23 protein-coding genes and 1 pseudogene are annotated in these 22,071 nt (G+C 65.1%); 8 read left to right on the forward strand and 16 right to left on the reverse strand.

The annotated features are described in order from the left end of the window. The 5 genes from rsxC to metG all read right to left on the reverse strand — a co-directional run. On the reverse strand, window positions 1–1,794 hold a 1,794-nt coding region (rsxC, locus tag E4487_RS10590; RefSeq protein WP_257229397.1), incomplete at its 3' end, for an electron transport complex subunit RsxC. Further along, window positions 1,791–2,366: an electron transport complex subunit RsxB gene (gene rsxB, locus E4487_RS10595; protein WP_134676336.1), complete on the reverse strand. Its 576-nt coding sequence runs from the start codon at window positions 2,364–2,366 to the stop codon at window positions 1,791–1,793. The genes rsxB and rsxC, both read right to left, overlap by 4 nt. After that, entirely contained in the window at window positions 2,363–2,947 is a 585-nt protein-coding gene (gene rsxA / locus E4487_RS10600) for an electron transport complex subunit RsxA (protein ID WP_037049106.1), read from the reverse strand. The genes rsxB and rsxA overlap by 4 nt, the downstream gene beginning before the upstream one ends. Window positions 2,948–3,071: 124 nt before the next feature. Continuing rightward, a complete protein-coding gene (locus tag E4487_RS10605) occupies window positions 3,072–3,839 on the reverse strand; it encodes a DUF4349 domain-containing protein (RefSeq protein WP_175253307.1) in 768 nt (255 codons plus the stop codon). 21 nt (window positions 3,840–3,860) lie between these two features. Further along, window positions 3,861–5,897, reverse strand: a complete 2,037-nt coding sequence (metG, locus tag E4487_RS10610) for a methionine--tRNA ligase (protein WP_175253308.1) — start codon at window positions 5,895–5,897, stop codon at window positions 3,861–3,863. A gap of 171 nt (window positions 5,898–6,068) precedes the next feature. On the opposite strand from metG, the gene apbC reads away from it, so the two are divergent. Beyond that, window positions 6,069–7,157, forward strand: a complete 1,089-nt coding sequence (apbC, locus tag E4487_RS10615; protein ID WP_134676333.1) for an iron-sulfur cluster carrier protein ApbC — start codon at window positions 6,069–6,071, stop codon at window positions 7,155–7,157. 381 nt (window positions 7,158–7,538) lie between these two features. On the opposite strand, the gene E4487_RS10620 is transcribed toward apbC, so the two are convergent. Further along, window positions 7,539–7,751 (reverse strand): cold-shock protein, encoded by a 213-nt coding sequence (locus E4487_RS10620; protein ID WP_037049100.1) that lies wholly within the window; start codon window positions 7,749–7,751, stop codon window positions 7,539–7,541. Between the two features lie 301 nt (window positions 7,752–8,052). Here E4487_RS10620 and dcd point away from each other — a divergent pair, with 301 nt between their 5' ends. Beyond that, the gene (dcd, locus tag E4487_RS10625) at window positions 8,053–8,619 is read left to right on the forward strand and encodes a dCTP deaminase (protein ID WP_013714599.1); all 567 of its coding nucleotides are present in this window, start codon (window positions 8,053–8,055) and stop codon (window positions 8,617–8,619) included. A 56-nt stretch (window positions 8,620–8,675) separates the two neighbouring features. Here dcd and nadE read toward each other — a convergent pair whose 3' ends face one another. From nadE to E4487_RS10640, 3 genes are read right to left on the reverse strand one after another with little or no spacing between them, the layout of a single operon-like run. After that, window positions 8,676–9,503 carry an ammonia-dependent NAD(+) synthetase gene (gene nadE / locus E4487_RS10630; protein WP_175253309.1) on the reverse strand — a complete coding sequence of 276 codons (828 nt, stop codon included), beginning with the start codon at window positions 9,501–9,503 and terminating at the stop codon, window positions 8,676–8,678. A 10-nt stretch (window positions 9,504–9,513) separates the two neighbouring features. Next, a complete protein-coding gene (gene pncB / locus E4487_RS10635; protein WP_037049097.1) occupies window positions 9,514–10,713 on the reverse strand; it encodes a nicotinate phosphoribosyltransferase in 1,200 nt (399 codons plus the stop codon). After that, window positions 10,710–11,354: a nicotinamidase gene (locus E4487_RS10640; RefSeq protein WP_150608684.1), complete on the reverse strand. Its 645-nt coding sequence runs from the start codon at window positions 11,352–11,354 to the stop codon at window positions 10,710–10,712. The genes pncB and E4487_RS10640 overlap by 4 nt, the downstream gene beginning before the upstream one ends. A gap of 141 nt (window positions 11,355–11,495) precedes the next feature. Between E4487_RS10640 and E4487_RS10645 the strand changes: the two genes are divergently transcribed. Then, on the forward strand, window positions 11,496–12,188 hold the full coding sequence (locus tag E4487_RS10645; protein WP_134676331.1) for an NUDIX hydrolase: 693 nt from the start codon (window positions 11,496–11,498) through the stop codon (window positions 12,186–12,188). A gap of 247 nt (window positions 12,189–12,435) precedes the next feature. Here E4487_RS10645 and E4487_RS10650 read toward each other — a convergent pair whose 3' ends face one another. From E4487_RS10650 to E4487_RS10665, 4 genes are all read right to left on the reverse strand, one after another. Next, window positions 12,436–14,949, reverse strand: coding sequence for a penicillin acylase family protein (locus E4487_RS10650; protein WP_175253310.1), 2,514 nt, complete (start codon window positions 14,947–14,949; stop codon window positions 12,436–12,438). Between the two features lie 95 nt (window positions 14,950–15,044). Then, window positions 15,045–15,509, reverse strand: coding sequence for a DUF2489 domain-containing protein (locus E4487_RS10655; protein WP_175253311.1), 465 nt, complete (start codon window positions 15,507–15,509; stop codon window positions 15,045–15,047). A gap of 7 nt (window positions 15,510–15,516) precedes the next feature. Further along, window positions 15,517–15,711, reverse strand: coding sequence for an SEC-C metal-binding domain-containing protein (locus E4487_RS10660; RefSeq protein ID WP_037049080.1), 195 nt, complete (start codon window positions 15,709–15,711; stop codon window positions 15,517–15,519). Window positions 15,712–15,716: 5 nt separating this feature from the next. Further along, window positions 15,717–16,214 carry an LEA type 2 family protein gene (locus E4487_RS10665; RefSeq protein ID WP_175253312.1) on the reverse strand — a complete coding sequence of 166 codons (498 nt, stop codon included), beginning with the start codon at window positions 16,212–16,214 and terminating at the stop codon, window positions 15,717–15,719. A 192-nt stretch (window positions 16,215–16,406) separates the two neighbouring features. Here E4487_RS10665 and E4487_RS10670 point away from each other — a divergent pair, with 192 nt between their 5' ends. Then, complete coding sequence (locus tag E4487_RS10670) at window positions 16,407–16,967, forward strand: hypothetical protein (protein WP_175253313.1); 561 nt, start codon at window positions 16,407–16,409, stop codon at window positions 16,965–16,967. Window positions 16,968–17,000: 33 nt separating this feature from the next. Here the strand turns inward: E4487_RS10670 and E4487_RS10675 are convergent, their stop codons facing one another. The 3 genes from E4487_RS10675 to E4487_RS10685 form a co-directional block, all read right to left on the reverse strand. After that, complete coding sequence (locus E4487_RS10675; protein WP_175253314.1) at window positions 17,001–18,116, reverse strand: hypothetical protein; 1,116 nt, start codon at window positions 18,114–18,116, stop codon at window positions 17,001–17,003. 66 nt (window positions 18,117–18,182) lie between these two features. Beyond that, the gene (locus E4487_RS10680; protein WP_175253315.1) at window positions 18,183–18,665 is read right to left on the reverse strand and encodes a YchJ family protein; all 483 of its coding nucleotides are present in this window, start codon (window positions 18,663–18,665) and stop codon (window positions 18,183–18,185) included. A gap of 2 nt (window positions 18,666–18,667) precedes the next feature. Then, window positions 18,668–19,165 (reverse strand): DUF6231 family protein, encoded by a 498-nt coding sequence (locus tag E4487_RS10685; RefSeq protein WP_047586055.1) that lies wholly within the window; start codon window positions 19,163–19,165, stop codon window positions 18,668–18,670. Between the two features lie 427 nt (window positions 19,166–19,592). Here E4487_RS10685 and E4487_RS24520 point away from each other — a divergent pair. The 4 genes and pseudogenes from E4487_RS24520 to E4487_RS10705 all read left to right on the forward strand — a co-directional run. After that, a pseudogene (locus tag E4487_RS24520) lies at window positions 19,593–19,955 on the forward strand (OmpA family protein); the annotation flags it as partial. 137 nt (window positions 19,956–20,092) lie between these two features. After that, window positions 20,093–20,827: an OmpA family protein gene (locus E4487_RS24680; protein ID WP_051800543.1), complete on the forward strand. Its 735-nt coding sequence runs from the start codon at window positions 20,093–20,095 to the stop codon at window positions 20,825–20,827. Between the two features lie 176 nt (window positions 20,828–21,003). Next, window positions 21,004–21,291: a DUF1145 domain-containing protein gene (locus E4487_RS10700; RefSeq protein WP_373921518.1), complete on the forward strand. Its 288-nt coding sequence runs from the start codon at window positions 21,004–21,006 to the stop codon at window positions 21,289–21,291. Next, the gene (locus E4487_RS10705; RefSeq protein WP_175253317.1) at window positions 21,284–22,045 is read left to right on the forward strand and encodes a collagen-like protein; all 762 of its coding nucleotides are present in this window, start codon (window positions 21,284–21,286) and stop codon (window positions 22,043–22,045) included. Before E4487_RS10700 ends, E4487_RS10705 begins: the two co-directional genes overlap by 8 nt. Window positions 22,046–22,071: the final 26 nt, after the last annotated feature.

The raw sequence follows: 22,071 nt of genomic DNA on the forward strand, positions 1-22,071 counted from the left end.
GTCCGGGCTGTCGAGCTTCTCCAGCTTGCGCAGCTGGGCCTTGAGCATGGCGGCTTCGATCTTGGCCTTCTTCAGCGCTTCGTCGCCAGCGGCTTTCGGTGCTGGCGCAGGGGCGGCAGCCTGGGCCTCGGCCAGCGCTTGCTGCGCGGCCTCGGCGGCACGGCGCAGCTCGGCGACCTGCGCCTGCAGCTCGGCGGTGTCGTGGGCGGCCAGTTGTTTCTCCGCCTTCTTCAGCGCGACCTGGGCCATGCTGGCTTCGATCTTGAGTTTCTTCAGCGCCTCGTCCGCTGGCGAGGCTGCTGCTGCCGGAGGCGCTTCGGCCTGCGCCGCCTTGGCGCGCGCGGCTTTCTCGGCGCGGGCCTTGCGTTCGGCTTCCTTCTGCTCCTCGGCGCGGCGCAGGCGTTCCTGGCGTTGCTCGAAGCGCTGCTTGGAATGTTCGGCCTTGAGCTGCTTCTGCTCCAGCTCGCGAATCTCCGCCTTGGCCACGCGGTAGTACTGCACCAGCGGGATGCTCGACGGGCAGACGTAGGCGCAGGCGCCGCATTCGATGCAGTCGAACAGGTTGTGTGCCTTGAGCTGCTCGTGTTCCTGGCCCAGGGCGAAGAAATGCAGCTGCTGCGGCAGCAGGCTGGCCGGACAGGCCTCGGCACATTCGCCACAGCGAATGCAGGGCATGGCGGGCGCTGGCGCCGGCAGTTCCTCGGCGGTGCTGGCGAGCAGGCAGTTGCTGGTCTTGATCAGCGGCACGTCGAGGCTGGGCAGGGTGAAGCCCATCATCGGTCCGCCCATGATCAGGCGATTGAGCCTGCCCTGGTCGAGCCCGGCGAAGGCCAGCAGCTCGCGGACGGGCGTGCCGATCAGCGCCTCGACGTTGCCGGGCCGCGCCAGCGCGGCACCGGTGAGCGTGGTGATGCGCGAGATCAGCGGTTTGCCCAGCAGCACGGCGTCATGGATGGCGACGCAGGTGCCGACGTTCTGGCAGAGGATGCCGATATCGGCCGGCAGCCCACCGCTGGGCACCTCGACGCCGGTGAGGATCTGGATCAGCTGCTTCTCGCCACCGGACGGGTACTTGGTGGGGAACACCCGTACCTGGAAATCGTGCCCGGTGCAGGCGGCCTGCACGGCGGCGGCGGCTTCGGGCTTGTTGTCCTCGATGCCGATCAACACCTGCTCCGGCTGGATCAGGTGGGCCAGCACGGCGATACCGGCCACCAGTTCGGCGGCGCGCTCGCGCATCAGCACGTCATCGGCGGTGATGTAGGGTTCGCACTCGGTGCCGTTGATGATCAGCGTGTGGATCTTCTGCGTCGGCCGCGCGGTGAGCTTGACCGCCGTGGGGAAGCCGGCGCCGCCCAGGCCGTTGATGCCGGCCTCGCGGATCAGCGTCAGCAGTTCGCCGGGCTCCAGGCTGCGGTAGTCGGCGGGGGGCGTCAGTGGCAGCCACTCATCCAGGCCGTCGCTGTCGATGACGATGGCCGGCGCCAGCATGCCGGAGGCATGTGGGTAGGGCTGCTCACCGATGCAGGCGATGGTGCCGGAGGTCGGTGCGTGCAGCGGCACGCTGACGAAGCCGTTGGCCTCGGCGATCTTCTCGCCCTTGCGCACGCGCTGACCGACCGTCACGCAGGGCTCGGCGGCGGCGCCGATATGCTGGCCGAGCGGCAGCACCAGGCGCTTGGGCAGGGGCAGCGCCTGGATCGGCGTGCGGTTGGACAGGTCCTTGTGCTCGGCCGGATGGATGCCGCCGGGGATGTCCCAGATTTTCATGGGGTCTTTCAGTACTGCGCTCATGCGGCCTGCTCCCGGTCACTGGCGATCAACTGGCCGGGCGCCAGTGGCTTGTCCCATTTCCAGCTCTGCACCGTGCTGCCGACTTCGAGCATGTCGATGCAGTCCACCGGGCAGGGCTCGACGCACAGGTCGCAGCCGGTGCACTCGCTGACGATCACCGTATGCATCTGCCGCGCCGCGCCGACGATGGCGTCCACCGGGCAGGCCTGGATGCACTTGGTGCAGCCGATGCACTCCGCCTCGCGGATGAAGGCGACCATCTGCGGCTTCTCGCCTTCCACCGCGTCCAGTGGCTCCGGCTCGACGTCGAGCAGGTCGGCCAGGGCGGCGATGGTCGCCTCGCCACCGGGCGGGCACTTGTTGATCTTGTCGCCGCCGGCGATGGCCTCGGCGTAGGGCTTGCAGCCGGGGTAGCCGCACTGGCCGCACTGGGTCTGCGGCAGCAGGGCGTTGATCTGCTCGGCGATGGGGTCGCCCTCGACGCGAAAGCGCACGGCGGCGAAGCCGAGGATGGCGCCGGCGATCAGGCACAGCGCGAGCAGCGCGGCGATCGCGACCAGGACCAGGCTCATAGCTTGATCAGCCCTGAGAAGCCCATGAACGCCAGCGACATCAGGCCGGCGGTGATCATGCCGATGGCTGCGCCCTGGAAGGACTTGGGCACGTCGGCGATGGCGATGCGCTCACGCATGGCGGCGAACAGCACCAGCACCAGGGAGAAGCCCAGGCCGGCGGCGAAGCCGTTGACGGTGGCGGTGATGAAGGTGAACTCGCTCTTGTTGGCGTTGAGCAGGGCCACGCCGAGCACGATGCAGTTGGTGGTGATCAGTGGCAGGAAGATGCCCAGCACGCGGTACAGCAGGGGGCTGGTCTTGTTCACCACCATCTCGGTGAACTGCACGGTCACGGCAATCACCAGGATGAAGCTGATGGTGCGCAGGAACTCCAGATCCAGCGGTTTCAGCACGTATTGCTGCACCAGGTAGCTGCACATGGCCGCCAGGGTCAGCACGAAGGTGGTGGCCAGCGACAGGCCGATGGCGGTTTCGATCTTCTTCGACACGCCCATGAACGGGCACAGGCCGAGGAACTGCACCAGCACGAAGTTGTTGACCAGGATGGCGCTGACCATGATCAGGACGAGTTCGGTCATCGGGTTGCCGTCGAATGCGCAAAGGCCTTAGGAAAAGGGCGCCTATTATCGGGAAGCAGCCCTGGCCATACAAGCCGCATGCGGCGAATCGCCTGCACTTGGCGACCATTCGTCACAGCTGGACTCAGTGACGGGTGAGGCGTCGCCACAGTTTGCGCAGGCCGAGGGCCAGGGGGAACAGCACGATGAGGAAGGGCAGGCCATAGCCGATGAACTCGATCAGGTTGGCGGTGCCTTCGGCAAGGTTGTCCTGCAGGCGCGAGAACGCTTCGCCAATGCGCCCCAGGGGCGAACGCTCGTAGGGGCTGCTGAAGCGCAGGGTCAGCAGGTTGGTGTCCAGGCGCCGTTGCTGCTGGGCGGCGTCCTGGGCGATGGCCTGCAGCTGCACTTCCAGGGCGGCCTGTTCACGGGCCAGGGCAAGCAGGTCGGCGACGGCGAGGTCGTCGCGTTTCTCGAATTGCTGCAGGGTGCGCTGCTGGCGCAGCAGTTGCTCGTGCTGGCGACGGTTGTCGGCCACGGCCTGGGCCAGGTCCTCGGCATGGGTGGTGCGGCTGGTCAGTTCACCGTCTGCGCTGGCGAGCTGGGTGATGGCCTCGACGCCATCGGGGACGATGCGCAGGGTCAGTTCGCCACGCGGCGCCTGGCCGCTGCTCTGTTGCGCCGTGATCAGGCTGCAGGCGCCGAAGCGCTCGCTCAGGCACGCCTCGCGGGTCGCCGCGATACGCTCGCCGATACGCTCGGCGGGCAGTTCGATAGCCACATGGTGTTCATAGGCTAGGTAGCTGTCGGCCTTGTTGCGTTCGCCCTGCAGGGCGCCGCCTTGCGGCAGGCCCGACGGGTCTGAACAACCCGCCAGGACGAACGCAAGCGTTGCCACCATCCATGGTTTCATCGAGGCCTCCTGGCGTGTGGCTTACTTGACGCGCTGGCCCGGCTTGGCGCCGCTATCCGGGCTGAGCAGGTAGATGTCCTCACCGCCGGGGCCGGCCGCCAGGACCATGCCCTCGCTGATGCCGAACTTCATCTTGCGCGGCGCCAGGTTGGCGACGTACAGAGTCAGGCGGCCTTCCAGCTTGCTCGGGTCCGGGTAGGCGGACTTGATGCCGGAGAACACGTTGCGCTTCTCGTCACCGATATCCAGCGACAGGCGCAGCAGCTTGTCGGCGCCCTCGACGAACTCGCACTTCTCGATCAGCGCGATGCGCAGGTCGACGGCGGCGAAGGCATCGAAGTTGATCTCGGCCGCCAGCGGGTCCTTGGCCAGCTCGCCGTTGCCCTGTGGTTTGGCGGCTTCGGCGGCCAGGTCTTCCTTGGAGGCTTCGGTCATGGCGTCGATCTTCGCTTGTTCGATACGGGTCAGCAGCGGGTTGAACGGGTTCAATTGGTGGTTGGCCAGCGGCAGCGCCAGGTCGGCCCAGGTCTGCGGGGCGACATTGAGGAAGGCCTCGGCGTCGGCGGCCAGCTGCGGCAGCACCGGCTTGAGCATGATCACCAGCTGGCGGAACAGGTTGATGCCCAGTGCGCAGATTTCCTGCACCTCGGCCTGCTTGCCTTCCACCTTGTTCAGGGCCCAGGGGGCCTTGTCGGCGATCCAGGCGTTGGCGCGGTCGGCCAGCGCCATGATCTCGCGCATGGCGCGGGAGAAGTCGCGTGCCTCGTAGGCCTCGGCGATGCTCGGCGCGGCGGCGCGGAAGGCGTTCCACAGCTCCGGCTCGGGGTCGGCGGCGACCAGCAGGCCGCCGTTGCCCTTGTGGATGAAGCCGGCGCAGCGGCTGGCGATGTTGACCACCTTGCCGACCAGGTCGGAGTTGACCTTCTGCACGAAGTCCTCGAGGTTCAGGTCGAGGTCATCGACGCCGCGGCCCAGCTTGCTGGCGTAGTAGTAGCGCAGGTATTCCGGGTTCAGGTGGTCCAGGTAGGTGCGCGCCTTGATGAAGGTGCCGCGCGACTTGGACATCTTCTGCCCGTTGACGGTCAGGTAGCCGTGCACGTTGACGGCGGTCGGCTTGCGGTAGCCGGCGCCTTCGAGCATGGCTGGCCAGAACAGGGCGTGGAAGTTGACGATGTCCTTGCCGATGAAGTGATACAGCTCGGCGCTGGAGTCCTTGCCCCAGAAGGCGTCGAAGTCCAGTTCCGGGCGGCGCGAGCAGAGGTTCTTGAAGCTGGCCATGTAGCCGATCGGCGCATCCAGCCAGACGTAGAAGTACTTGCCCGGCTCATCGGGAATCTCGAAGCCGAAGTAGGGCGCATCGCGGCTGATGTCCCACTCCTGCAGGCCGCCGTCGAGCCATTCGGCGATCTTGTTGGCGACCGCCTCCTGCAGGGCGCCGGAGCGGGTCCACTGCTTGAGCATGGCTTCGAAGTCCGGCAGCTTGAAGAAGAAGTGCTGCGACTCCTTGAGCACCGGGGTGGCGCCGGAGATGGCCGACTTCGGGTTCTTCAGCTCGGTCGGCGAGTAGGTGGCGCCGCATTTCTCGCAGTTGTCGCCGTACTGGTCCTCGGTGCTGCACTTCGGGCAGGTGCCCTTGATGAAGCGGTCGGCGAGGAACATGCCCTTCTCGGGGTCGAAGTACTGGGTGACCGCGCGCGTGGCGATGTGGCCCTTGTCGCGCAGCGCCAGGTAGATCGAGGACGACAGCTCGCGGTTCTCTTCCGAGTGGGTCGAGTGATAGTTGTCGAAGGCCACGCCGAACTCGGCGAAATCGGCCATGTGCTCGGCGCGCACGCCGTCGATCAGTTGCTCGGGCGTGATGCCTTCCTTCTCGGCGCGCAGCATGATGGCCGAGCCGTGGGCGTCGTCGGCACAGACGTAGATGGCCTGGTTGCCGCGCAGTTTCTGGTAGCGCACCCACATGTCGGTCTGTACGTACTCGAGCATGTGGCCGAGGTGGATCGAACCGTTGGCATAGGGGAGGGCGCTGGTAACGAGGATCTTGCGGGCTTCGGTCATGGTGATCGGCTGCACTGGTAAAACGAGGGAAGTCAGCAACTATAAAGCAGCGACAGTCTGCAAGCCACCAGCGACAACGAGCGTCGTTGTTGCTCGCGGCGTGACGCTCGCGGCCCGTGGCTGCTGTTAAGATGACGCTCTGATTTCCTGCCTGCCTTCTGGAGTTCTTGCATGAGTGCCGTCACCCGCGAAGCGGTCGAAGCCTGTCTGCGTCAGTTCACCGACCCCCACCTCGATCAGGACCCGGTCAGCGCCGGCTGCCTGCGTGAGGTCGACATCCAGGGCGGGCGGGTCTCCGTGCGCCTGGAACTCGGTTACGCCGCCGGCCTGTTCAAGAACGGCTGGGCGCAGATGCTGCAGATGGCGCTGGAGAACCTCGACGCCGTCGACAGTGCGCGCGTGCAGGTCGATTGCGTGATCGACTCGCACCAGGGGCAGGCCCAGGTGCCGGCCCTGCAAGGGGTGAAGAACGTGATCGCGGTGGCCTCGGGCAAGGGTGGCGTGGGCAAGTCCACCACCGCTGCCAACCTGGCGCTGGCGCTGGCCCGCGAAGGCGCGCGGGTCGGTATTCTCGACGCGGACATCTATGGCCCGAGCCAGGGCATCATGTTCGGCATCGCCGAAGGCACCCGACCGCTGGTCAAGGAGCAGAAGTGGTTCGTGCCGCTCGAAGCCCATGGCGTGCAGGTGATGTCCATGGCCTTTCTCACCGACGACAACACGCCGATGGTCTGGCGCGGGCCGATGGTCAGCGGTGCGCTGCTGCAGCTGATCACCCAGACCGCCTGGAACGAGCTCGACTACCTGGTGGTGGACATGCCGCCGGGCACCGGCGACATCCAGCTGACCCTGGCGCAGAAGGTGCCGGTGGCCGGCAGCGTGATCGTCACCACGCCGCAGGACCTGGCCCTGCTGGATGCGCGCAAGGGCGTGGAGATGTTCCGCAAGGTGCACATCCCGGTGCTCGGCGTGGTGGAGAACATGGCCGTGCACATCTGCTCCAACTGCGGCCATGCCGAGCATCTGTTCGGCGAAGGCGGCGGCGAGAAGCTGGCCGCGCAGTACGGCGTCGAGCTGCTGGCATCGCTGCCGCTGTCGATGGCCATCCGCATGCAGGCCGACGACGGCAAGCCGACCACGGTGGCCGATCCGGAAAGCCAGATCGCCATGATCTATCAGGAGCTGGCACGCAAGGTGGGCGCGCGCATCGCCCAGGCCGGCAAGCCGAGCATGCCGAGCATCGAAATCAGTGATGATTGAGAGCGGCTGCGCAGCAGCCATCTGCTGACCCTCTCCCATTCATGGGAGAGGGTGCCCGAAGGGCGGGAGAGGGCGCTCGGCGCAGCGGTTTTGGCTCTCGTGCTTGTCGGCGCATCCCTTCGGGGCGCTGGGGGCAACACTGTAGGTGCTTCCGCAGTGCGGCGCCGCCAGCATCACCCTCTCCCCCAGCCCCTCTCCCGCAAGCGGGAGAGGGTAGCGGCTGTGCCCCCTTGGCTTCGCCCTAGCCACCCTGGGCTGGTGTTTTGTAGGAGCGGCTTCAGCCGCGAATCTAGCGGATAGATCCGCTCCCACAGGGCGTACAAACAGGCACAAAAAAGCCCCGCACTAGGCGGGGCTTTTTCAGCAGCTCAAAAGCGCAGATCAACCAACGATCTGAACTTCTTCAGCTTGCATGCCTTTCTGGCCACGGGTAGCCACGAAGGAAACCTGCTGGCCTTCCTTCAGGGTCTTGAAACCGTCGGCCTGGATGGCTTTGAAGTGAACGAACAGGTCGTCACCGGATTGCGGAGTGATGAAGCCGTAGCCTTTCTCATCGTTGAACCACTTGACGGTGCCAGTCTGACGATTGGACATGTTGATGTCTCCTAACAAAAGTAATAGCAGCCCTGGAAAAGCCCAGGCCGGGACTGAGTGCAACGAGTACTAGGAGTCGGACGATGTTTGGATCGAAATCTGGGCATCTAGTAGCGATTCGCGGTGACACATGCAGCACAGTGGGCACACCATACGTGTTTTTATCGCCAAGTGCGAATGGTCGATGCAGCTTTTTTTGCAAATAATGACCAAGCGCTCGGCGGGCAATCTTTGATGCGTGGCGCGCGCATCGGTAAGATGCGCTCACTTTTTCGTAATCGCCCACTCAGGACCCTTCGCCATGAGCATCAAATCGGACAAGTGGATTCGCCGCATGGCCCAGGAACACGGCATGATCGAGCCCTTCGTCGAGCGCCAGGTGCGCGGCGCCGACGCCAGCCGGGTGATCTCCTACGGTGTCTCCAGCTACGGCTACGACGTGCGCTGCGCGGATGAATTCAAGGTGTTCACCAACATTCACTCCGCCGTGGTAGACCCGAAGAACTTCGACGAGAAGAGCTTCGTCGACATCAAGAGCGACGTCTGCATCATCCCGCCGAACTCCTTCGCCCTGGCCCGCACCGTCGAGTACTTCCGCATTCCGCGTGACGTGCTGACCATCTGCCTGGGCAAGAGCACCTACGCGCGCTGCGGCATCATCGTCAACGTCACGCCGCTGGAACCGGAATGGGAAGGCCACGTGACCCTGGAGTTCTCCAACACCACCAACCTGCCGGCGAAGATCTACGCTAACGAAGGCGTGGCGCAGATGCTTTTCCTGCAGTCCGATGAGGCCTGCGAGGTCTCCTACCGTGACCGTGGTGGCAAGTACCAGGGCCAGACCGGGGTGACACTGCCCAAGGCCTGATGTTTTCGTAGGCATGAAAAAGCCGGGCGCTTGCCCGGCTTTTTTCTGCCCGTTGCTCAGGGCACCAGAGGCAGCTCACGCTTGTGGCGGGTGTTGTCGTAGGTGCGCACGATGGTGGCATAGGCCTCGTCACTGACGGCCTCGCCATGCAGGAAGGCGTCGATCTCGGCATAGGTCACGCCATGCGCTTCCTCGTCCGGCTTGCCCGGGCGCAGTTCTTCCAGGTCGGCGGTCGGGGTCTTCATCACCAGGTGTTGCGGCGCCCCCAGGTGCCTGGCGATGGCGCGTACCTGGTTTTTCACCAGGCCGGACAGCGGGGCAAGGTCGCAAGCGCCATCGCCGAACTTGGTGAAGAAGCCCATCACCGCCTCGGCTGCGTGGTCAGTGCCGATCACCAGGCCGTTGTTGGCGTTGGCGATGGCGAATTGGGCGACCATGCGGATGCGCGCCTTGACGTTGCCGACGACGAAGTCGCGGCGGGCATCGGTCAGCTTCTGCAGGTGGGTGACCTGCTCGCCGAGGCCGTTGACCGCCCCGGCGATGTTCACGGTGTCGTCTTCGTCGGCGCGGATGAATTTCAGCGAGTCCTGGGCATCGTGCTCATCGTGCTGAGCGTTGTGCGGCAGGCGCACGGCGATGAAGCGGTAGGCGCTGTCACCGGTTTCCGTGCGCAGTTCCTCGACTGCAAGCTGCGCCAGGCGCCCGGCGGTGAGGGAGTCGACGCCACCGCTGATACCCAGCACCAGCACCTTGAGGCCGGATTGCTTGAGCACGTGCTTGATGAAGGTCTTGCGTCGCTCGATTTCCGCGTTCAGCGCGGCGTCGTCGGCGAACGGCGGCACCACGTCGAGGGCGGCGGCGATTTCGGCTTGGCGGTTGCTCATGTCTGGGTCCTCACTGGGTCACGCGAAAGACGTGTTTCAGGTAGCTGACGAAATTCTCGTCGCGGCATTGGGTCTTGCCGGGCGTGTCGGAAATCTTCGCCACGGGTTGGCCGTTGCAGGCGATCATCTTGATCACGATGTTCATCGGCTCGACGCCGGGGATGTCGCAGGTCAGGTTGGTGCCGACCCCGAAGCTTACGTGGATTCGCCCGGAAAGTGCACGGTAGAGGCGCAGCGACTTCTCCAGGTCGAGCCCGTCGGAGAACACCAGGGTCTTGCTCAGCGGGTCGATGCCGAGCTTCTCGTAGTGGGCGATGGCCTTTTCCGCCCAGACCAGCGGGTCGCCCGAGTCGTGGCGCAGGCCGTCGAACAGCTTGGCGAAGTACAGATCGAAGTCGGCCAGGAAGGCGTCCATGGTGATGCAGTCGGTCAGGGCGATGCCCAGCTGGCCCCGGTACTCGCGGACCCAGCAGTCCAGTGCGGCGCTCTGGCTGTCGATCAGGCGCGGGCCGAGCTGCTGGTGGGCCATCAGCCATTCGTGGGCCATGGTGCCGATGGGCTTGAGTTCAAACTCGCGGGCCAGGTGCAGGTTGCTGGTGCCGACGAAGCGCCCGGGGAAGTCGCGCTTGAGGATGCGCACGGCCTGCTCCTGCGCACGGTAGGAGAAGCGCCGGCGGGTGCCGAAGTCGGCGAGCTGGAAACCGGCCAGCTCGTCGTCACTGGCCTCGCTGCGCAGCCAGTCGATTTTCTCGTAGAGGCGCTCGGCGGCCTGCTCCAGCACCACTTCGCGGTAGCGATAGCGGTTGCGCACTTCGCTGATGATGGCCAGCAGCGGCACTTCGAAGAGGATCACGTGCAGCCAGGGGCCGCGCAGGCGGATGCTCAACTGGCCGTCTTCGATGCTGGTGTGCACGTAGCGCAGGTTGAAGCGGAACAAGCTGAGGAAGCGGATGAAGTCCGGCTTGATGAACGGAATGCGTTCGAGGAAGGCCAGCTGGTCGACCGTCAGGCTCAGCTCGCTGAGGCGCTCGAACTGGTAGCGAATCTCGGCCAGGTAGGGTGTCAGGTCTTCACTGTTGCGGCAGCGGAACTCCCATTCCACCTCGGCATTGGGGTAGTTGTGCAACACCGCCTGCATCATCGTCAGTTTGTACAGGTCGGTGTCGAGCAGGTTCTGCACGATACGGTCGGCGAAAATGCTGTCGCTCATCCTTGGGTCTCCAGAGTCAGGATCGCATCCAGCTCTTCCTGGCTGGCGGCGAGGGTAATGCCGGCGTCGTTCATCGCGCGGCAGGCCGGCACGGCCGTTTCTTCGGCGATGGCGCGGCAGGCCGGCAGGTAGACGATCACCTCGAAGCCTGCACGGCGCAGTTGCAGAGCGGTGGTCTTGACGCAGTAATCCAGCGCCAGGCCGCCGACCAGTACACGCTCGACGTCATTGTGCCGGAGAAACTCGATCACGCCCGTGCTGCGCTTCTCGGCCAGGTCGTGGTAGCAGGCGCCGTAGGGGTGCAGGTCCGGTTCCACGCCTTTCCACACGAAGTAGTCATAGTCCAGCGGCGCGGGCAGGCCGTCGAGCAGTTCGAAGCCGAGGGTGCCGGGTACGCAGTGGCTGACCCAGGTCAGGTCGGCATTGGCCAGGGGCAGGGGGCGCAGCATCTCCGTGTGGCTGTCGACGACCCAGGCGGCCTGCGGGCTGTGCGCGTCCTTGCTGCCGATGCGCAGCTGCGCCCGTGCGGCCAGCTGATTGAGCGCCGCCACGATGGCATCGCCCTCGGGCACCGGCAGTTCGTTGGGGCACAGCGGGGTGAAGCCTTTCTGGGCATCGACGTCGAAGCTGGCGATCTTCATGGTGTGCCTCCTTTCTGCGTGTGAGTGACTACATATTCCATCTGATGAAATATGTAGTCAAGCGTTTATCTGATTTTCCACGTGAAAAAAACCGCCTTATTGGTCAAGATGAAATAAGTACACGGAGGAGCAGGTGACAGGATGAGTGCAGTGGAGGTTCTTGCCGGGGTCGATATCGTGGCGTTGCGTCTGAGTGAGGCGGGGACGCTGCAGGTGTTGTTGATTCGCCGTCAGCGTGAGCCTTATGCGGGGCAGTGGGCATTGCCCGGTGTGCTGGTCAATGGTCGCTGCGTCGACGCCAGCCTGGATGCCGCCGCCGAGCGGGCGCTGGCGGACAAGGCGCGGCTGCGGCCGCACTACCTGGAACAGGTGGCGACGGTGGGCAATGGCGTGCGCGACCCGCGCGGCTGGTCGCTGAGCACCTGCTACCTGGCACTGCTGGCGGCGGACGTCGAGCCGGAAGACGACGACCTGCGTTTCGTCGACCTGCAGGCGGTACTCAGCGGCCAGCAGGCGTTGCCCTTCGATCATGCGCAGCTGGTGCGCCTGGCCGCCGAACGCCTGCAGGGCAAATCGGTATACAGCTCGTTGCCGCTGTACCTGCTGGTATCACGCTTCACCGTGACCGAGGCACTGGCGGCGTTTCAGGCCTGCCTGGGCGAGCCGGTGCAGCACACCACCCTGCGTGGGCGTCTGGAGCGGATGAAGGCGCAGGGCTGGATCGCCGATACCGGCGAGAAGAACTACCCGAAGATGGGGCGGCCACAGCATCTGCTGGAGCATCGTCCGCAGGCGGGAGAGGCCTTCATCTTCGACCGCAGCCTGCTGGCATAGAGGGTTTGCCTGATTGCGGGCAAAAAAATAGGCGCCATGGGCGCCAGGGGAGCATTTCAATCGATGCACAGGTTCAGAGCCTGCTTCGAGCGAGAAGTTCAATCCACTGATGCAGAAATGCCATCTTTTTTTCTGCAGGCAAAAGAAAAGGCGCCAGGGGCGCCTCAAATCGATGATCTATGGAGTAAGTCGATTACTCAGAGTCTGGCGCTGAGGAAAAGGTTCAGCGCCAGCCGACGAACGGTCATCACTTGCCCGGCATCAGCAGCAGACGCTGGCTGCCATAGACCTTGTCCAGATTCTGCGCCTTGAACGGGAAGCTCATGTAGCCGCCCTTGAGCCAGGCCTCGATGCCATCGGCGTAGTGCGGGCTGGCCGGGTTGCCGGACTGCCCCGAACTGTTGACGCCGATCAGCGGCTCATCGGCGGAAAAGTCGACGACGATGCGCATGGCCGGGATCAGGAAGGTAGTGAAGTCCTGACCCCAGGGGTAGGCCGCGACGTTCAGGGTGCCGTGGTCACCACCGGCCGGGTAGGGACCGCGATCCAGGTAGCCTTTGAGGGCGTTGATGCTGGTGCGCTGGCTGGCGCTCATGTAGGGCGCCAGGCGTGTGGTGTCGGTGACCCATTCGTAGGTGTGCAGCTTGCCCCACTGCCAGTTGCGGCGTTCGCTGCCCAGGCGGCTTTCCAGCAGCGTGATGCTGGCGGCCAGGCTGCGCGCCAGGATGGCCGGCTTGTCTTCCTTCTGCGGGGTGCGGATGTCATCCCAGAACGGGCTGTCAGGACGGCCGAGCAGGTGGTCGGCCTGCGCCGAATAGGACAGGTTGGCGGTTTCCACCAGGGCCTGCCAGGCCGGATCGTCTTCCGGGCCCAGTTCGTCGAGGAAGGTCTGCCGGGCGCCCTCCTGCATGAATGCACCGTAGACGGCCGCATCGGCCGAGCTGGCGGTGAGCTTGCCGTCGAAGGCCAGCAGGCGCCGCAGCGCTTCATCGGCGCGCTCGCGCTGGCCGCTGGGCAGCGCGGCGATCGCCTGGCGCAGCGGCTCGTGCATGGCCGGGTCGTTGAACATCGCCTGCAGCTTGGCGACGAACGGGGAACTCTGGTCGTACTGCATGGCGATCATGCTGCGGCCATCGTGACGGCCGTTGCCTGCCAGCTCGGCGATGCGCTCGGCGCGTTCCGGGTAGAACCAGGAACTGGACAGCTGCATGCCATAGCCGGGTTCGACGCTGCGCTGGTTGGCGGTGCCCAGCCAGCCTTGCGGCGGGTCCTGGTCGTAGGGATGCAGCATCGGATCGGCGTAGCCGTCCCAGGCGTAACGCTGGTCCCAGCCGGGGGAGGGCAGCAGGCCACGGCCTTCGCGCCGGTTCGGGTAGCGACCGGTGACCTGCCAGCCGATGTGCTGGGCATCGGCGAAGACGATGTTCAGCGGCATCGCGCGGATTTCCCGGGTGGCTTCGAAGGCGGCATCCACCGACTGCGCACGGGACAGGTCGAAGAAGGCGTCGAGGCTCTTGTCGCGCTCGAACTGGGTGGTCTTCAGGGCCAGGCCGTAGCCAGTCTGCAAGGGCAGGGGCTGCAGCATGTGCTTGCGCTCGCCCAGTACCGAGTTGAGCAGCGGGCCGTTGCGAGTCTCGTACAGGGTTTCGCGGATGGGGCGCTGGCCCTTGATGAAGAAGGTCTCCTGGCGCTCCATCACCGGCAGCCACTGGCCGTCGGCCTGGTACATCAGACGACTGCCCTCGCGCTTGATGCGTTCGAGGTAGATGTCCTGGTTGTCGCCCATGACCATGGTCATGCCCCAGGCCAGCTTGCCGTTGTACCCGGCCACCACGGCCGGCACGCCGGCCAGCGAAACACCGGCGGCCTGGTACTTGGGCGAGCGGATCTGCACGAAATTCCACAGCGACGGCATGCTCAGCGGCAGGTGCGTGTCGTTGGCCAGCAGGCTCTTGCCGCCACGGCTGCGTTCGGGGGCGATGGCCCAGTTGTTCGAGGCCGCGACACCCAGCATGTGCTGCTCGGCGATCTGCGCGGCGCTGCGGGCGATCGCCTGCAGACCGGGCAGCTGGCCCTTGAGATCGAGACCGGCGAGTTTCTCCGCTTCGGCGAAGGGCAGCGGCTCATCCGGGTAGATCGGCAGCAGCCAGGGCAGCTTGTCGACGCCGACCTGCTGGGCCATCGTCAGCGCGGCGATCTCCTCCTGCAGGTTCACCGACAGGCCGAAGTTCAGCAGGCAGAACAGCAGCACCGAGTCCTCGGGTTTCCAGTACTCGGGGCGATAGCCGGATTCCGCCAGGTCCATCGGCAGGCGGTCGCGGTAGCGGAACAGATAGGCATTGACGCCGCGTGCATAGACCTCGAAGAAGCGTTTCAGGCGCGGCGAGGCGTCGGCATAGAGCAGCTCGGCGCTCTTCCTGAGGTTGACTGCACGCATGAAGCGGTCCATCTCCAGCACGCCCGGGCCGGCCATTTCCGACAGGCGACCCTGGGCCAGCAGGCGCATGCCGACCATCTGGCTGAGGCGGTCGCCGGCGTGCACGTAGCCCAGGGTGAACAGCGCGTCGTGAAAGGTGCCCGACTCGATCAGCGGCATGCCGAGGGCATTGCGCCGCACCGATGCGCTTTCCGCCACGCCCTGGATGCGCTCGATGCCGCGGGTCGGCGGCACGCTGTCGGCATAGCGGCTGTTGAGCAGTGACTGGCAGCCACCGAGCGTGGTCAGGGATGCGGCAAGGGTCAGGCGGGCCAGCGTGCGCATGGCGGATATCCTTGGACAGGGGATGAGGCCGGTCGGGTGTCGACCGGCCACGAAGTCGCCAAGGTAAAGAGGCCGTTGCGACCTGGCAAGAGGGCTCAGGCGTTCGGCTGAGTGCGCTTGAGCCCGTCATCGAGCAGCCAGCGCGCGGCCGTGCGGGCGGCGGCCTTGTGCTGCAGCTCCAGCTCGTTGAAACGCTTCTCGAAGCGCCGCCGCTGCTCCTTGTCCAGCGCCTTCCAGGCCGCATGGGTCGGTACGTCGGTGGTCGCCTCGAAGAGCAGGTGGAACACCTGGCAGCGGCTGTCGTTGCTGAGGTCGCTGTCGTAGTTGTCGAGCAGCACCTTGATGCGGATGGCGCCCTCGATCAGCGGCAGCTGCTCGTCGAGCAGGCTGCTGGCGAGGATGTTCAGGTCACCACCGAGGCGCTCCTGGCGTTCCTGGCGAGCCTCCTCCTGGGCCTGTTGCCGGGCCCAGACGCGGCGCCAGAGGTGCCAGGCATAGGCGGCCAGGGCGGCGATCAGCAGCAGGCCGGCGAGCAGCAGGGGCAGGGTCACGGCGTGCATGCCCGGCTCAGGCGCCGTGGCACTTCTTGAACTTCTTCTGACTGCCGCAGGGGCAGGGATCGTTGCGGCCGACGTCCTTCAGGGCGTTGCGTACCGGCTCCTGATGGCCGTGGTTGCAATGCGGGCCGTGGACATGGCCATGGTCGTGGTGATCATGGTCATGGTTGCAGTCAGGGCCGTGGACGTGGGGTTGGTTGCTCATGAGGGTTACTCCGGGATGAAATCACCGGGAATTATCTCGCCATTGCGCGACATGTGCACGCTGCGGCTGAAGAGCATGCCGGTCTTCACTTCACCCTTGAGGCTGTAGCGGATCGGCTGGTCGGGTTTTTCCAGCATCTTCACCACCTGGCGGACATGGCGCCACAGGTTGGTGCGCACCGGCACGTCGAAGCTGTGATGCCCATTGGCGGGCACGGTGAACCACTCACTGGCGGAACCGTCGGCCAGGGGAATGTCGTTGAGGGTGACCGCATATTCCAGACCGCGTACCGGCAGGCTGACGCTGTTGGGATTGTCGATGCGAAAGCGCAGGAGGAACTCTTGTTCGAGCAGCCTGGCCTTGATTACGTCCACCTTGATGAGTCGGACATCCGGGTCCTTGAATCCACCCGTCATCCAGGTGGAGCATCCTGCGAGGCCTGAAGCAAGGCCAAAAAACATCATTAGGCTGATAATTCTTATCATTTGCGCCTGAGAAAACATTTCATACCCCCATTGCGGCTCAGTGTAACAAGCAAGCGCTTGGCTGCAACTGGGGTGAGTCATTATTTTCAAGGAGATACCGCCGTTGCCCGTTGAACATTTGTAAAGCGTGATGCACGGATGAGAAGCCGGCAGTGTCAGCGCAAAACAACCTGCGCCATACTGAGTCGTGAATAGGACAGGAGTGTGACCATGAGTCGCTACGAGATCGCCTTCTCCGGGCAGTTGGTGCCGGGGGCGCAACTGGAGCTGGTCAAGGCCAACATGGCCAAGTTGTTCCAGGCCGATGCCCAGCGGATCGCCCAGCTGTTTTCCGGGCGTCGCATCGTGATCAAGAACAACCTCGACGCTGCGGCGGCGGAGAAGTACCGATCGACCCTGGAGCGGGCGGGGGCCCGTGTCGAAGTGATCGACATGGATATGCCGATCGAGGAAGTCGAACTGGCTCCACCACCGCCCGCCGAACCGGCACCTGCGGCACCTGCGGCACCTGCTGCGGCAGCGGCGTCGGCGGGGCGACTGCAGGTGGCGCCGCGTGACGAATACATGGCGGCGTTCAGCGAAGTGGATGCCCCGGACTTCGGTATCGCCCCGGTCGGGGCGGACCTGCAGGACGCCAAGCCGGATGCCGAGGCGCCGCGCGTGGACCTGTCGCAGTTCAGCCTGGCGCCGGTGGGCAGTGACATGGGGCAGGCCAAGGCCGACGCGGCGGCGCCACCGCCGGATACGTCACACCTCAAGCTGCAGGAATGAAGAAATGGGCCCGCATGTGCGGGCCCTGTCGCTTCAGCCAGCCTTGCACTGGGCCTTGGCGTCCTCGGGCTTGAGGTTGCGCACGGTGATGAAGAACAGTTCGCAGGTCTGCTGCTTGTCCGTCACCTGCCATTTCTGGGTGCAACTGGTCAGCGTCTGCTGCGGGTCATTGCCCGGGTTCTGGCCCATGCCGGCCTGCCAGCAGGCGGCACTGAGGTCCTGCCCCATGACCTTGATGCCGGTGGCGTTGGCCTTGGCTTCGCTGCCCTGGTTGTTGTCCGGGTCCGCCGCGTACCAGATGTAGCTCGGGTGGTTGGCGCCGAGAACCGACGTCTGCTGCCCGGGCGCCGAGGTGATCTGGCCAAGCCCCAGCACCGGCAGGGTCACGCCGTACTGCTGCTTGATCCAGTTCCGCACCGGGCTGCCGAAGGCAACCATGGGCAGGGTACCGTCTCCCTTGCCGGCGGTGAGCTCGCCGACCATGCGCTGCTGGTAGGTATTGAAGTAGCTGTACACGCCTTCCAGGGTGCTCCCCGCACTGGCCGGTGCCGCGATGGGCGCGATGTCGACGATGGTCTGGTAGGCCGGCGTCTGCTGCACCGGCACGCCGTTGTAGCTGAGCAGCGACGCCCAGCGATCGGTGGTGTTGGAGCGCAGATAGTCCTGCGCCTGGGTCAGCGAATAGTCTGGCGGGAAGTGCAGCAGCTCGACACTCTTGCGGTTCTCCAGCGCCATGCCCAGGGGCAGGAAGAAGTACCAGTTGTACTGCCACTTGCCGTCGCTGTTCAGCTGGCTGGCGCCCTTGTAGGCCAGGTCCCCGGCATTGAGCAGTTGCTGCAGCGGCTTGCCATAGCCGTCGGGAGCACCCTTGAAGTCGGCCAGGATGCGCTCGCCGTGGCGGACCACGTTCACGCTGGCCTGCGGATAACCGTCCCGATCGAGGCTCTGGCGCAGGTAGTGCTCGACGGTCTGCTCCAGCGTCCAGTCGCGATAGCAGATCACGTTGCAGTTGTTCGGGTAGGCGAACAGCCGGCTGACGCGCTGGCTGTCGCCCAGGTCCACGGATTCCCCCTGCAGCCCGCCGGGCTGAGTGGCGCAACCTATGAGCAGGCTCGCCAGAATGACCGTCAAACCACTTTTCTTGTGCATGGCTCTCTCCTTGTTGAGTGTCCTTGCGGACGCTTCAACTCAAGCAGAAAGCGCGAAGAAAGCCAGTCAGGCGCTCAGGAAGGGGGCGCAGCACTTCTTGAATTTCTGGCCGCCCTGGCAGGGGCAGGGGTCATTGCGCCCGGCCTTCAGGGGCACGGTCGGGTCGATGAAATACCAGCGGCCGTCGACCTGGACGAAGGCCGAGCATTCGCGATGACTGTGCTCGCCGTTGTCATCGTGCCAGCGGGCGACGAAGGTCACCTGGGCGTGCTCGGGCTTGCCACCGAACACTTCGCGTTGCTCCACCTCGAGGCCGAGCCAGGTGCTCTGTGCGCTCCAGGCTGCCATGGCGTCGCGGTCGAGTGCCTGTTGCTGGGCGGGCAGGGTGGTCGCCACCAGGTAGTCCACCAGGCCCAGGACGTACGCGCTGTAGCGCGAGCGCATCAGCAGCTCGGCGCAGGGCGCGGGGGTGCCGCTGTGATAGTGACCGCAGCACTGGCTCAGCGGGTTGCCGCTGCCGCACGGGCAGTTGGGATCGAGTGGGTCCATCGTCACCACCAGTATTTGCCGAAATTTTGTGGATTGGCCCAGAACTTTGCGTTCAACCAGTCGGGAACTTGCTTGTAATCGAGCAGATCATAGGTGAACAGATGCAGGGTCTGTCCCTCGCGCTGGAACTGTTCGCTGGCTTGCATGGCCAGGGCGAAGAAGTCGGTTTCCCGCCAGTCGCCCGCCTGCAGATCGACCAACGCGGCGACCCGGCTGGCGTTCAGGTTGCGGATGCCACCGAGCAGTTGCAGTCCGTCGCGCTTGGGCAAGTGCTCCAGGCAGTCGACCAGCAGGGCCAGGTCGAAACGCTGTGCGGCCAGTTCCGGCGCCAGGGGCGCAGCCGCTGCGGTGGTGACCTGACACTGCGGATGTGCCTCTTTGAAGGCATCGACAGCGGGTAGCTCGCTGGCACCGAGCAGCAACAGCTTCTCGGGTGTATAACGGGCTAGCAGTGCGGCAATCGCCTGCTGTGGAGTACGGGAGCTAAGGCTGGCAGTCATCGAACTTCCTCGAAAAGTCTGCAAAGACTAACGTGGTGTCGATATCAGGCCTAGAGTGAGAGAAAATTATCCGTGCTATGCGCTATAGCTGGCGGATTGTACAACTCGTGTCTTTACTACTATTGAGTCGGTTATGGGCCGATGAACATTGGAGACCTAAAGTATGAGTATCACAAGGAACGCTGTACCCCTGATTCTGGCTAGTACCCTGCTGACCGGTTGTGCCGGTCTGCAGAAAACCGACTGGCCCACCTGCGCAGCCGTCGGTGGTGTGGGTGGTGCCGCGTTAGGGGCAATCGAGAGCTCGAGCTGGGCGGGTGGCGGTGCGCTGGTTGGCGCCGGCATGGGCGCTGCCTATTGCTGGGTCCACGGTGCCGAGGCGCAGCAGGTCGAAGTCGTCGAGGAAGTCGTCGTCGAAGAGATGGCGCCTGAGCCGGCCGAAGCCGTACGCGTCGAGCTGGACGTCAAGTTCGACTTCGACAAGGCGCAGGTCAAGCAGGAAAGCTACGGCGACATCAAGGCGCTGGCCGACTTCATGAAACAGTACCCGCAGACCAGCACCGTGGTTGAAGGTCACACCGATTCCGTGGGCAGCGATGTCTACAACCAGGGTCTGTCCGAGCGCCGCGCCGGTGCCGTTCGTGACGTGCTGGTCAACCAGTACGGTGTCGAGTCCAGCCGCGTACAAGCCGTGGGTTATGGCGAAAGCCGCCCGGTCGCCGACAACGCTTCTGCTGATGGCCGCGCCATCAACCGTCGCGTGGAAGCCGAGGTCGAAGCCCAGCCGTAAGGCGCTTCGCCCCGTAGACGGCAGATGCGAACGAGCCCGGTCGGTGTGCAACCGACCGGGCTCGTTCTTGTGTGATCCCCGCCTGCCGTCTTTACTCCTGTATACCGGCATAACGCCGGTACACAGGAGACACCACCATGAGAACCCACCTTCTGAAGGTCATACCTTTTCTCTTGGTCAGCAGTGTTCTCTCTGGTTGTGCCACGACTTCCAGTACGGGAGACGCGCCGCTCAATCAAGGGAACTGGCCCCTGTGCAGTGCGATTGGAGCCCTGGCCGGTGGCGGCCTTGGTGCAATCGAGAGTTCTACCTGGGCAGCAGGCGGCGCCGTGGCCGGTGCGGTACTGGGTACCATCATCTGTTATGCGCAGGACGGCGACGAAGACGACGACGGCGTGTTCGATCGGCGTGATCGATGCCCGGGCACACCCGCTGGAACGCCGGTCCACCACAACGGTTGCCCGCTGCCGCAGTACCCGGCCAGTGTCGCCGAGGAACCACCCATGGAGCCGCAGGCTCAGGACGAAGTCATCGTGCTCAGCGATCTGGGCAACGTGCTGTTCGCCTTCGACTCCGCCGAGCTGACGGGCGAGGCGAAACGTTTGCTGGCGGATGTCGCGACGCGGCTGACAGGCGCCAACCTGGTGGCGGTCAAGGTTGTCGGGCACACCGACAGCGTCGGCAGCGATGCGTACAACCAGGGCTTGTCCGAACGTCGTGCGCGCAGTGTCGCCGACTTCCTCGTCGCCCAGGGTGTGCCAGCCGACAAGCTCAGCACCGAAGGGCGTGGCGAGAGCCAGCCGGTGGCGGACAACGGCAGCGATGCCGGACGTGCGGAAAATCGTCGAGTCGAGCTGTACGTTTCCCGCTGATCGATACCACCTGGTGCCCCCGGTGCATTCGCCCCGGGGGCACGTCCGTCTGGGCCAACGCCTGACAAAGTCCCGGAAAAAGACCCTTGCCGCTGGTGGTCGGCGCTGCGACCGGTTAACGTGCTGCGCTATCAGAAAGTCGCGAGCATGGGGGCGGGATGAAGTCATTGTTGACCGTGGGCAAGGCGCTGGTCTTGGTGTTCTGGGTGGTGTGTGGCGCGGCGCTGGCCAAGCGCTTCGGTGCACCGTTCGAGCAACTGCTCCTTGTGCTGGCCGCTGCCATGCTGCTCGTGCATGCGCTGCAGCTGTGGCTGTTCGCGGGCCTGCTGGTAGGGCGGGCCAATCCCTGGGGTGACCGGCTGCAGGTGCTGCTGTTCGGCATCTTCCATCTGTATCCGATGAAAGCGACGAAGCAGCCCGCTCCCGTCGAGACGGCCTCGGTCGAGGAGGCTGCGCATGCGTAAGCTCGCCCTGTTGCTGTGCCTGTGCACGGGCGTCGCGCTGGCTGACAACCAGGTCAAGGTGCCTGCCAATGCGTTGATGCGCCTGCCTGTGGCCAGCGCCGCCCTGCAGCTGGACCGCCTGGAGGTCGCCGATCACGCGACGCTGATGATTCCGGCGAAGGTCACCGAACTGCGTGTCGGCACCCTGCTGATGGGGCGCGAGGCGCGCATCGGCGTGGCGCCGAGCGATCAGCCGCTGCGCCTGGAGGTGCAGGATGCCGATGTCGGCGCCGGCGCCTGGATCAGCGCCAAGGGCGCCGCAGGCACCTACAGCAAGGCCGCCACGCCTGGGCGGGAAATCAAGCTGAAACTGCACAAGCTGACGTTCGAGTCCCTGACCCTGGACGTGCGTGGCGGTCGTGGTGCGCCGGGTTACGCCGGGCTCGACGGTGCCCATGGCAAGCCGGGTGGTTGTACCTGGGGCCAGGCCAGTGCCGGCTACGATGGCCAGGACGGTACCGACGGGCATGCCGGCGCGGCGGGTGGCAACGTGGTGCTGGAAGTGCCGCACTATGTCGAGGTCGAGCGCCTGCAGGTGTTGCTCGACGGCGGCGAGGGTGGCGCGGCCGGCGCAGCAGGGCGGCCCGGCCACGGTGGCGCGGCCAGGGACTGCCTGCTCTATGGCGTCGATGGCGCCGCCGACGGCAACCCCGGCCAGCCGGGGCGCGCCGGCGCTGCAGGGCGCAGTGGCGCCGTGCAGGTCTTTCGTTTCTGAGGGGCGCGGGCTGCCTGCGCCCTGCA

Origin of the sequence: Pseudomonas sp. BMW13 (assembly GCF_013357275.1) — a bacterium.
Classification (GTDB): domain Bacteria; phylum Pseudomonadota; class Gammaproteobacteria; order Pseudomonadales; family Pseudomonadaceae; genus Aquipseudomonas; species Aquipseudomonas khazarica.

Excerpts from the sequence above, each read along its gene's own strand:
- E4487_RS24680 (WP_051800543.1), top strand. The coding sequence starts at position 20,093 with ATGAGAACCCACCTTCTGAAGGTCATACCTTTTCTCTTGGTCAGCAGT.
- nadE (WP_175253309.1), bottom strand. The coding sequence starts at position 9,503 with ATGAGCAACCGCCAAGCCGAAATCGCCGCCGCCCTCGACGTGGTGCCG.
- E4487_RS10680 (WP_175253315.1), bottom strand. The coding sequence starts at position 18,665 with ATGGACCCACTCGATCCCAACTGCCCGTGCGGCAGCGGCAACCCGCTG.
- metG (WP_175253308.1), bottom strand. The coding sequence starts at position 5,897 with ATGACCGAAGCCCGCAAGATCCTCGTTACCAGCGCCCTCCCCTATGCC.
- rsxB (WP_134676336.1), bottom strand. The coding sequence starts at position 2,366 with ATGAGCCTGGTCCTGGTCGCGATCGCCGCGCTGCTCGCGCTGTGCCTG.
- E4487_RS10655 (WP_175253311.1), bottom strand. The coding sequence starts at position 15,509 with ATGCACGCCGTGACCCTGCCCCTGCTGCTCGCCGGCCTGCTGCTGATC.
- E4487_RS10665 (WP_175253312.1), bottom strand. The coding sequence starts at position 16,214 with ATGTTTTCTCAGGCGCAAATGATAAGAATTATCAGCCTAATGATGTTT.
- E4487_RS10660 (WP_037049080.1), bottom strand. The coding sequence starts at position 15,711 with ATGAGCAACCAACCCCACGTCCACGGCCCTGACTGCAACCATGACCAT.
- apbC (WP_134676333.1), top strand. The coding sequence starts at position 6,069 with ATGAGTGCCGTCACCCGCGAAGCGGTCGAAGCCTGTCTGCGTCAGTTC.
- E4487_RS10705 (WP_175253317.1), top strand. The coding sequence starts at position 21,284 with ATGCGTAAGCTCGCCCTGTTGCTGTGCCTGTGCACGGGCGTCGCGCTG.
- pncB (WP_037049097.1), bottom strand. The coding sequence starts at position 10,713 with ATGAGCGACAGCATTTTCGCCGACCGTATCGTGCAGAACCTGCTCGAC.
- E4487_RS10640 (WP_150608684.1), bottom strand. The coding sequence starts at position 11,354 with ATGAAGATCGCCAGCTTCGACGTCGATGCCCAGAAAGGCTTCACCCCG.
- rsxA (WP_037049106.1), bottom strand. The coding sequence starts at position 2,947 with ATGACCGAACTCGTCCTGATCATGGTCAGCGCCATCCTGGTCAACAAC.
- dcd (WP_013714599.1), top strand. The coding sequence starts at position 8,053 with ATGAGCATCAAATCGGACAAGTGGATTCGCCGCATGGCCCAGGAACAC.
- E4487_RS10675 (WP_175253314.1), bottom strand. The coding sequence starts at position 18,116 with ATGCACAAGAAAAGTGGTTTGACGGTCATTCTGGCGAGCCTGCTCATA.
- E4487_RS10685 (WP_047586055.1), bottom strand. The coding sequence starts at position 19,165 with ATGACTGCCAGCCTTAGCTCCCGTACTCCACAGCAGGCGATTGCCGCA.
- E4487_RS10620 (WP_037049100.1), bottom strand. The coding sequence starts at position 7,751 with ATGTCCAATCGTCAGACTGGCACCGTCAAGTGGTTCAACGATGAGAAA.
- E4487_RS10645 (WP_134676331.1), top strand. The coding sequence starts at position 11,496 with ATGAGTGCAGTGGAGGTTCTTGCCGGGGTCGATATCGTGGCGTTGCGT.
- E4487_RS10670 (WP_175253313.1), top strand. The coding sequence starts at position 16,407 with ATGAGTCGCTACGAGATCGCCTTCTCCGGGCAGTTGGTGCCGGGGGCG.
- E4487_RS10605 (WP_175253307.1), bottom strand. The coding sequence starts at position 3,839 with ATGAAACCATGGATGGTGGCAACGCTTGCGTTCGTCCTGGCGGGTTGT.
- E4487_RS10650 (WP_175253310.1), bottom strand. The coding sequence starts at position 14,949 with ATGCGCACGCTGGCCCGCCTGACCCTTGCCGCATCCCTGACCACGCTC.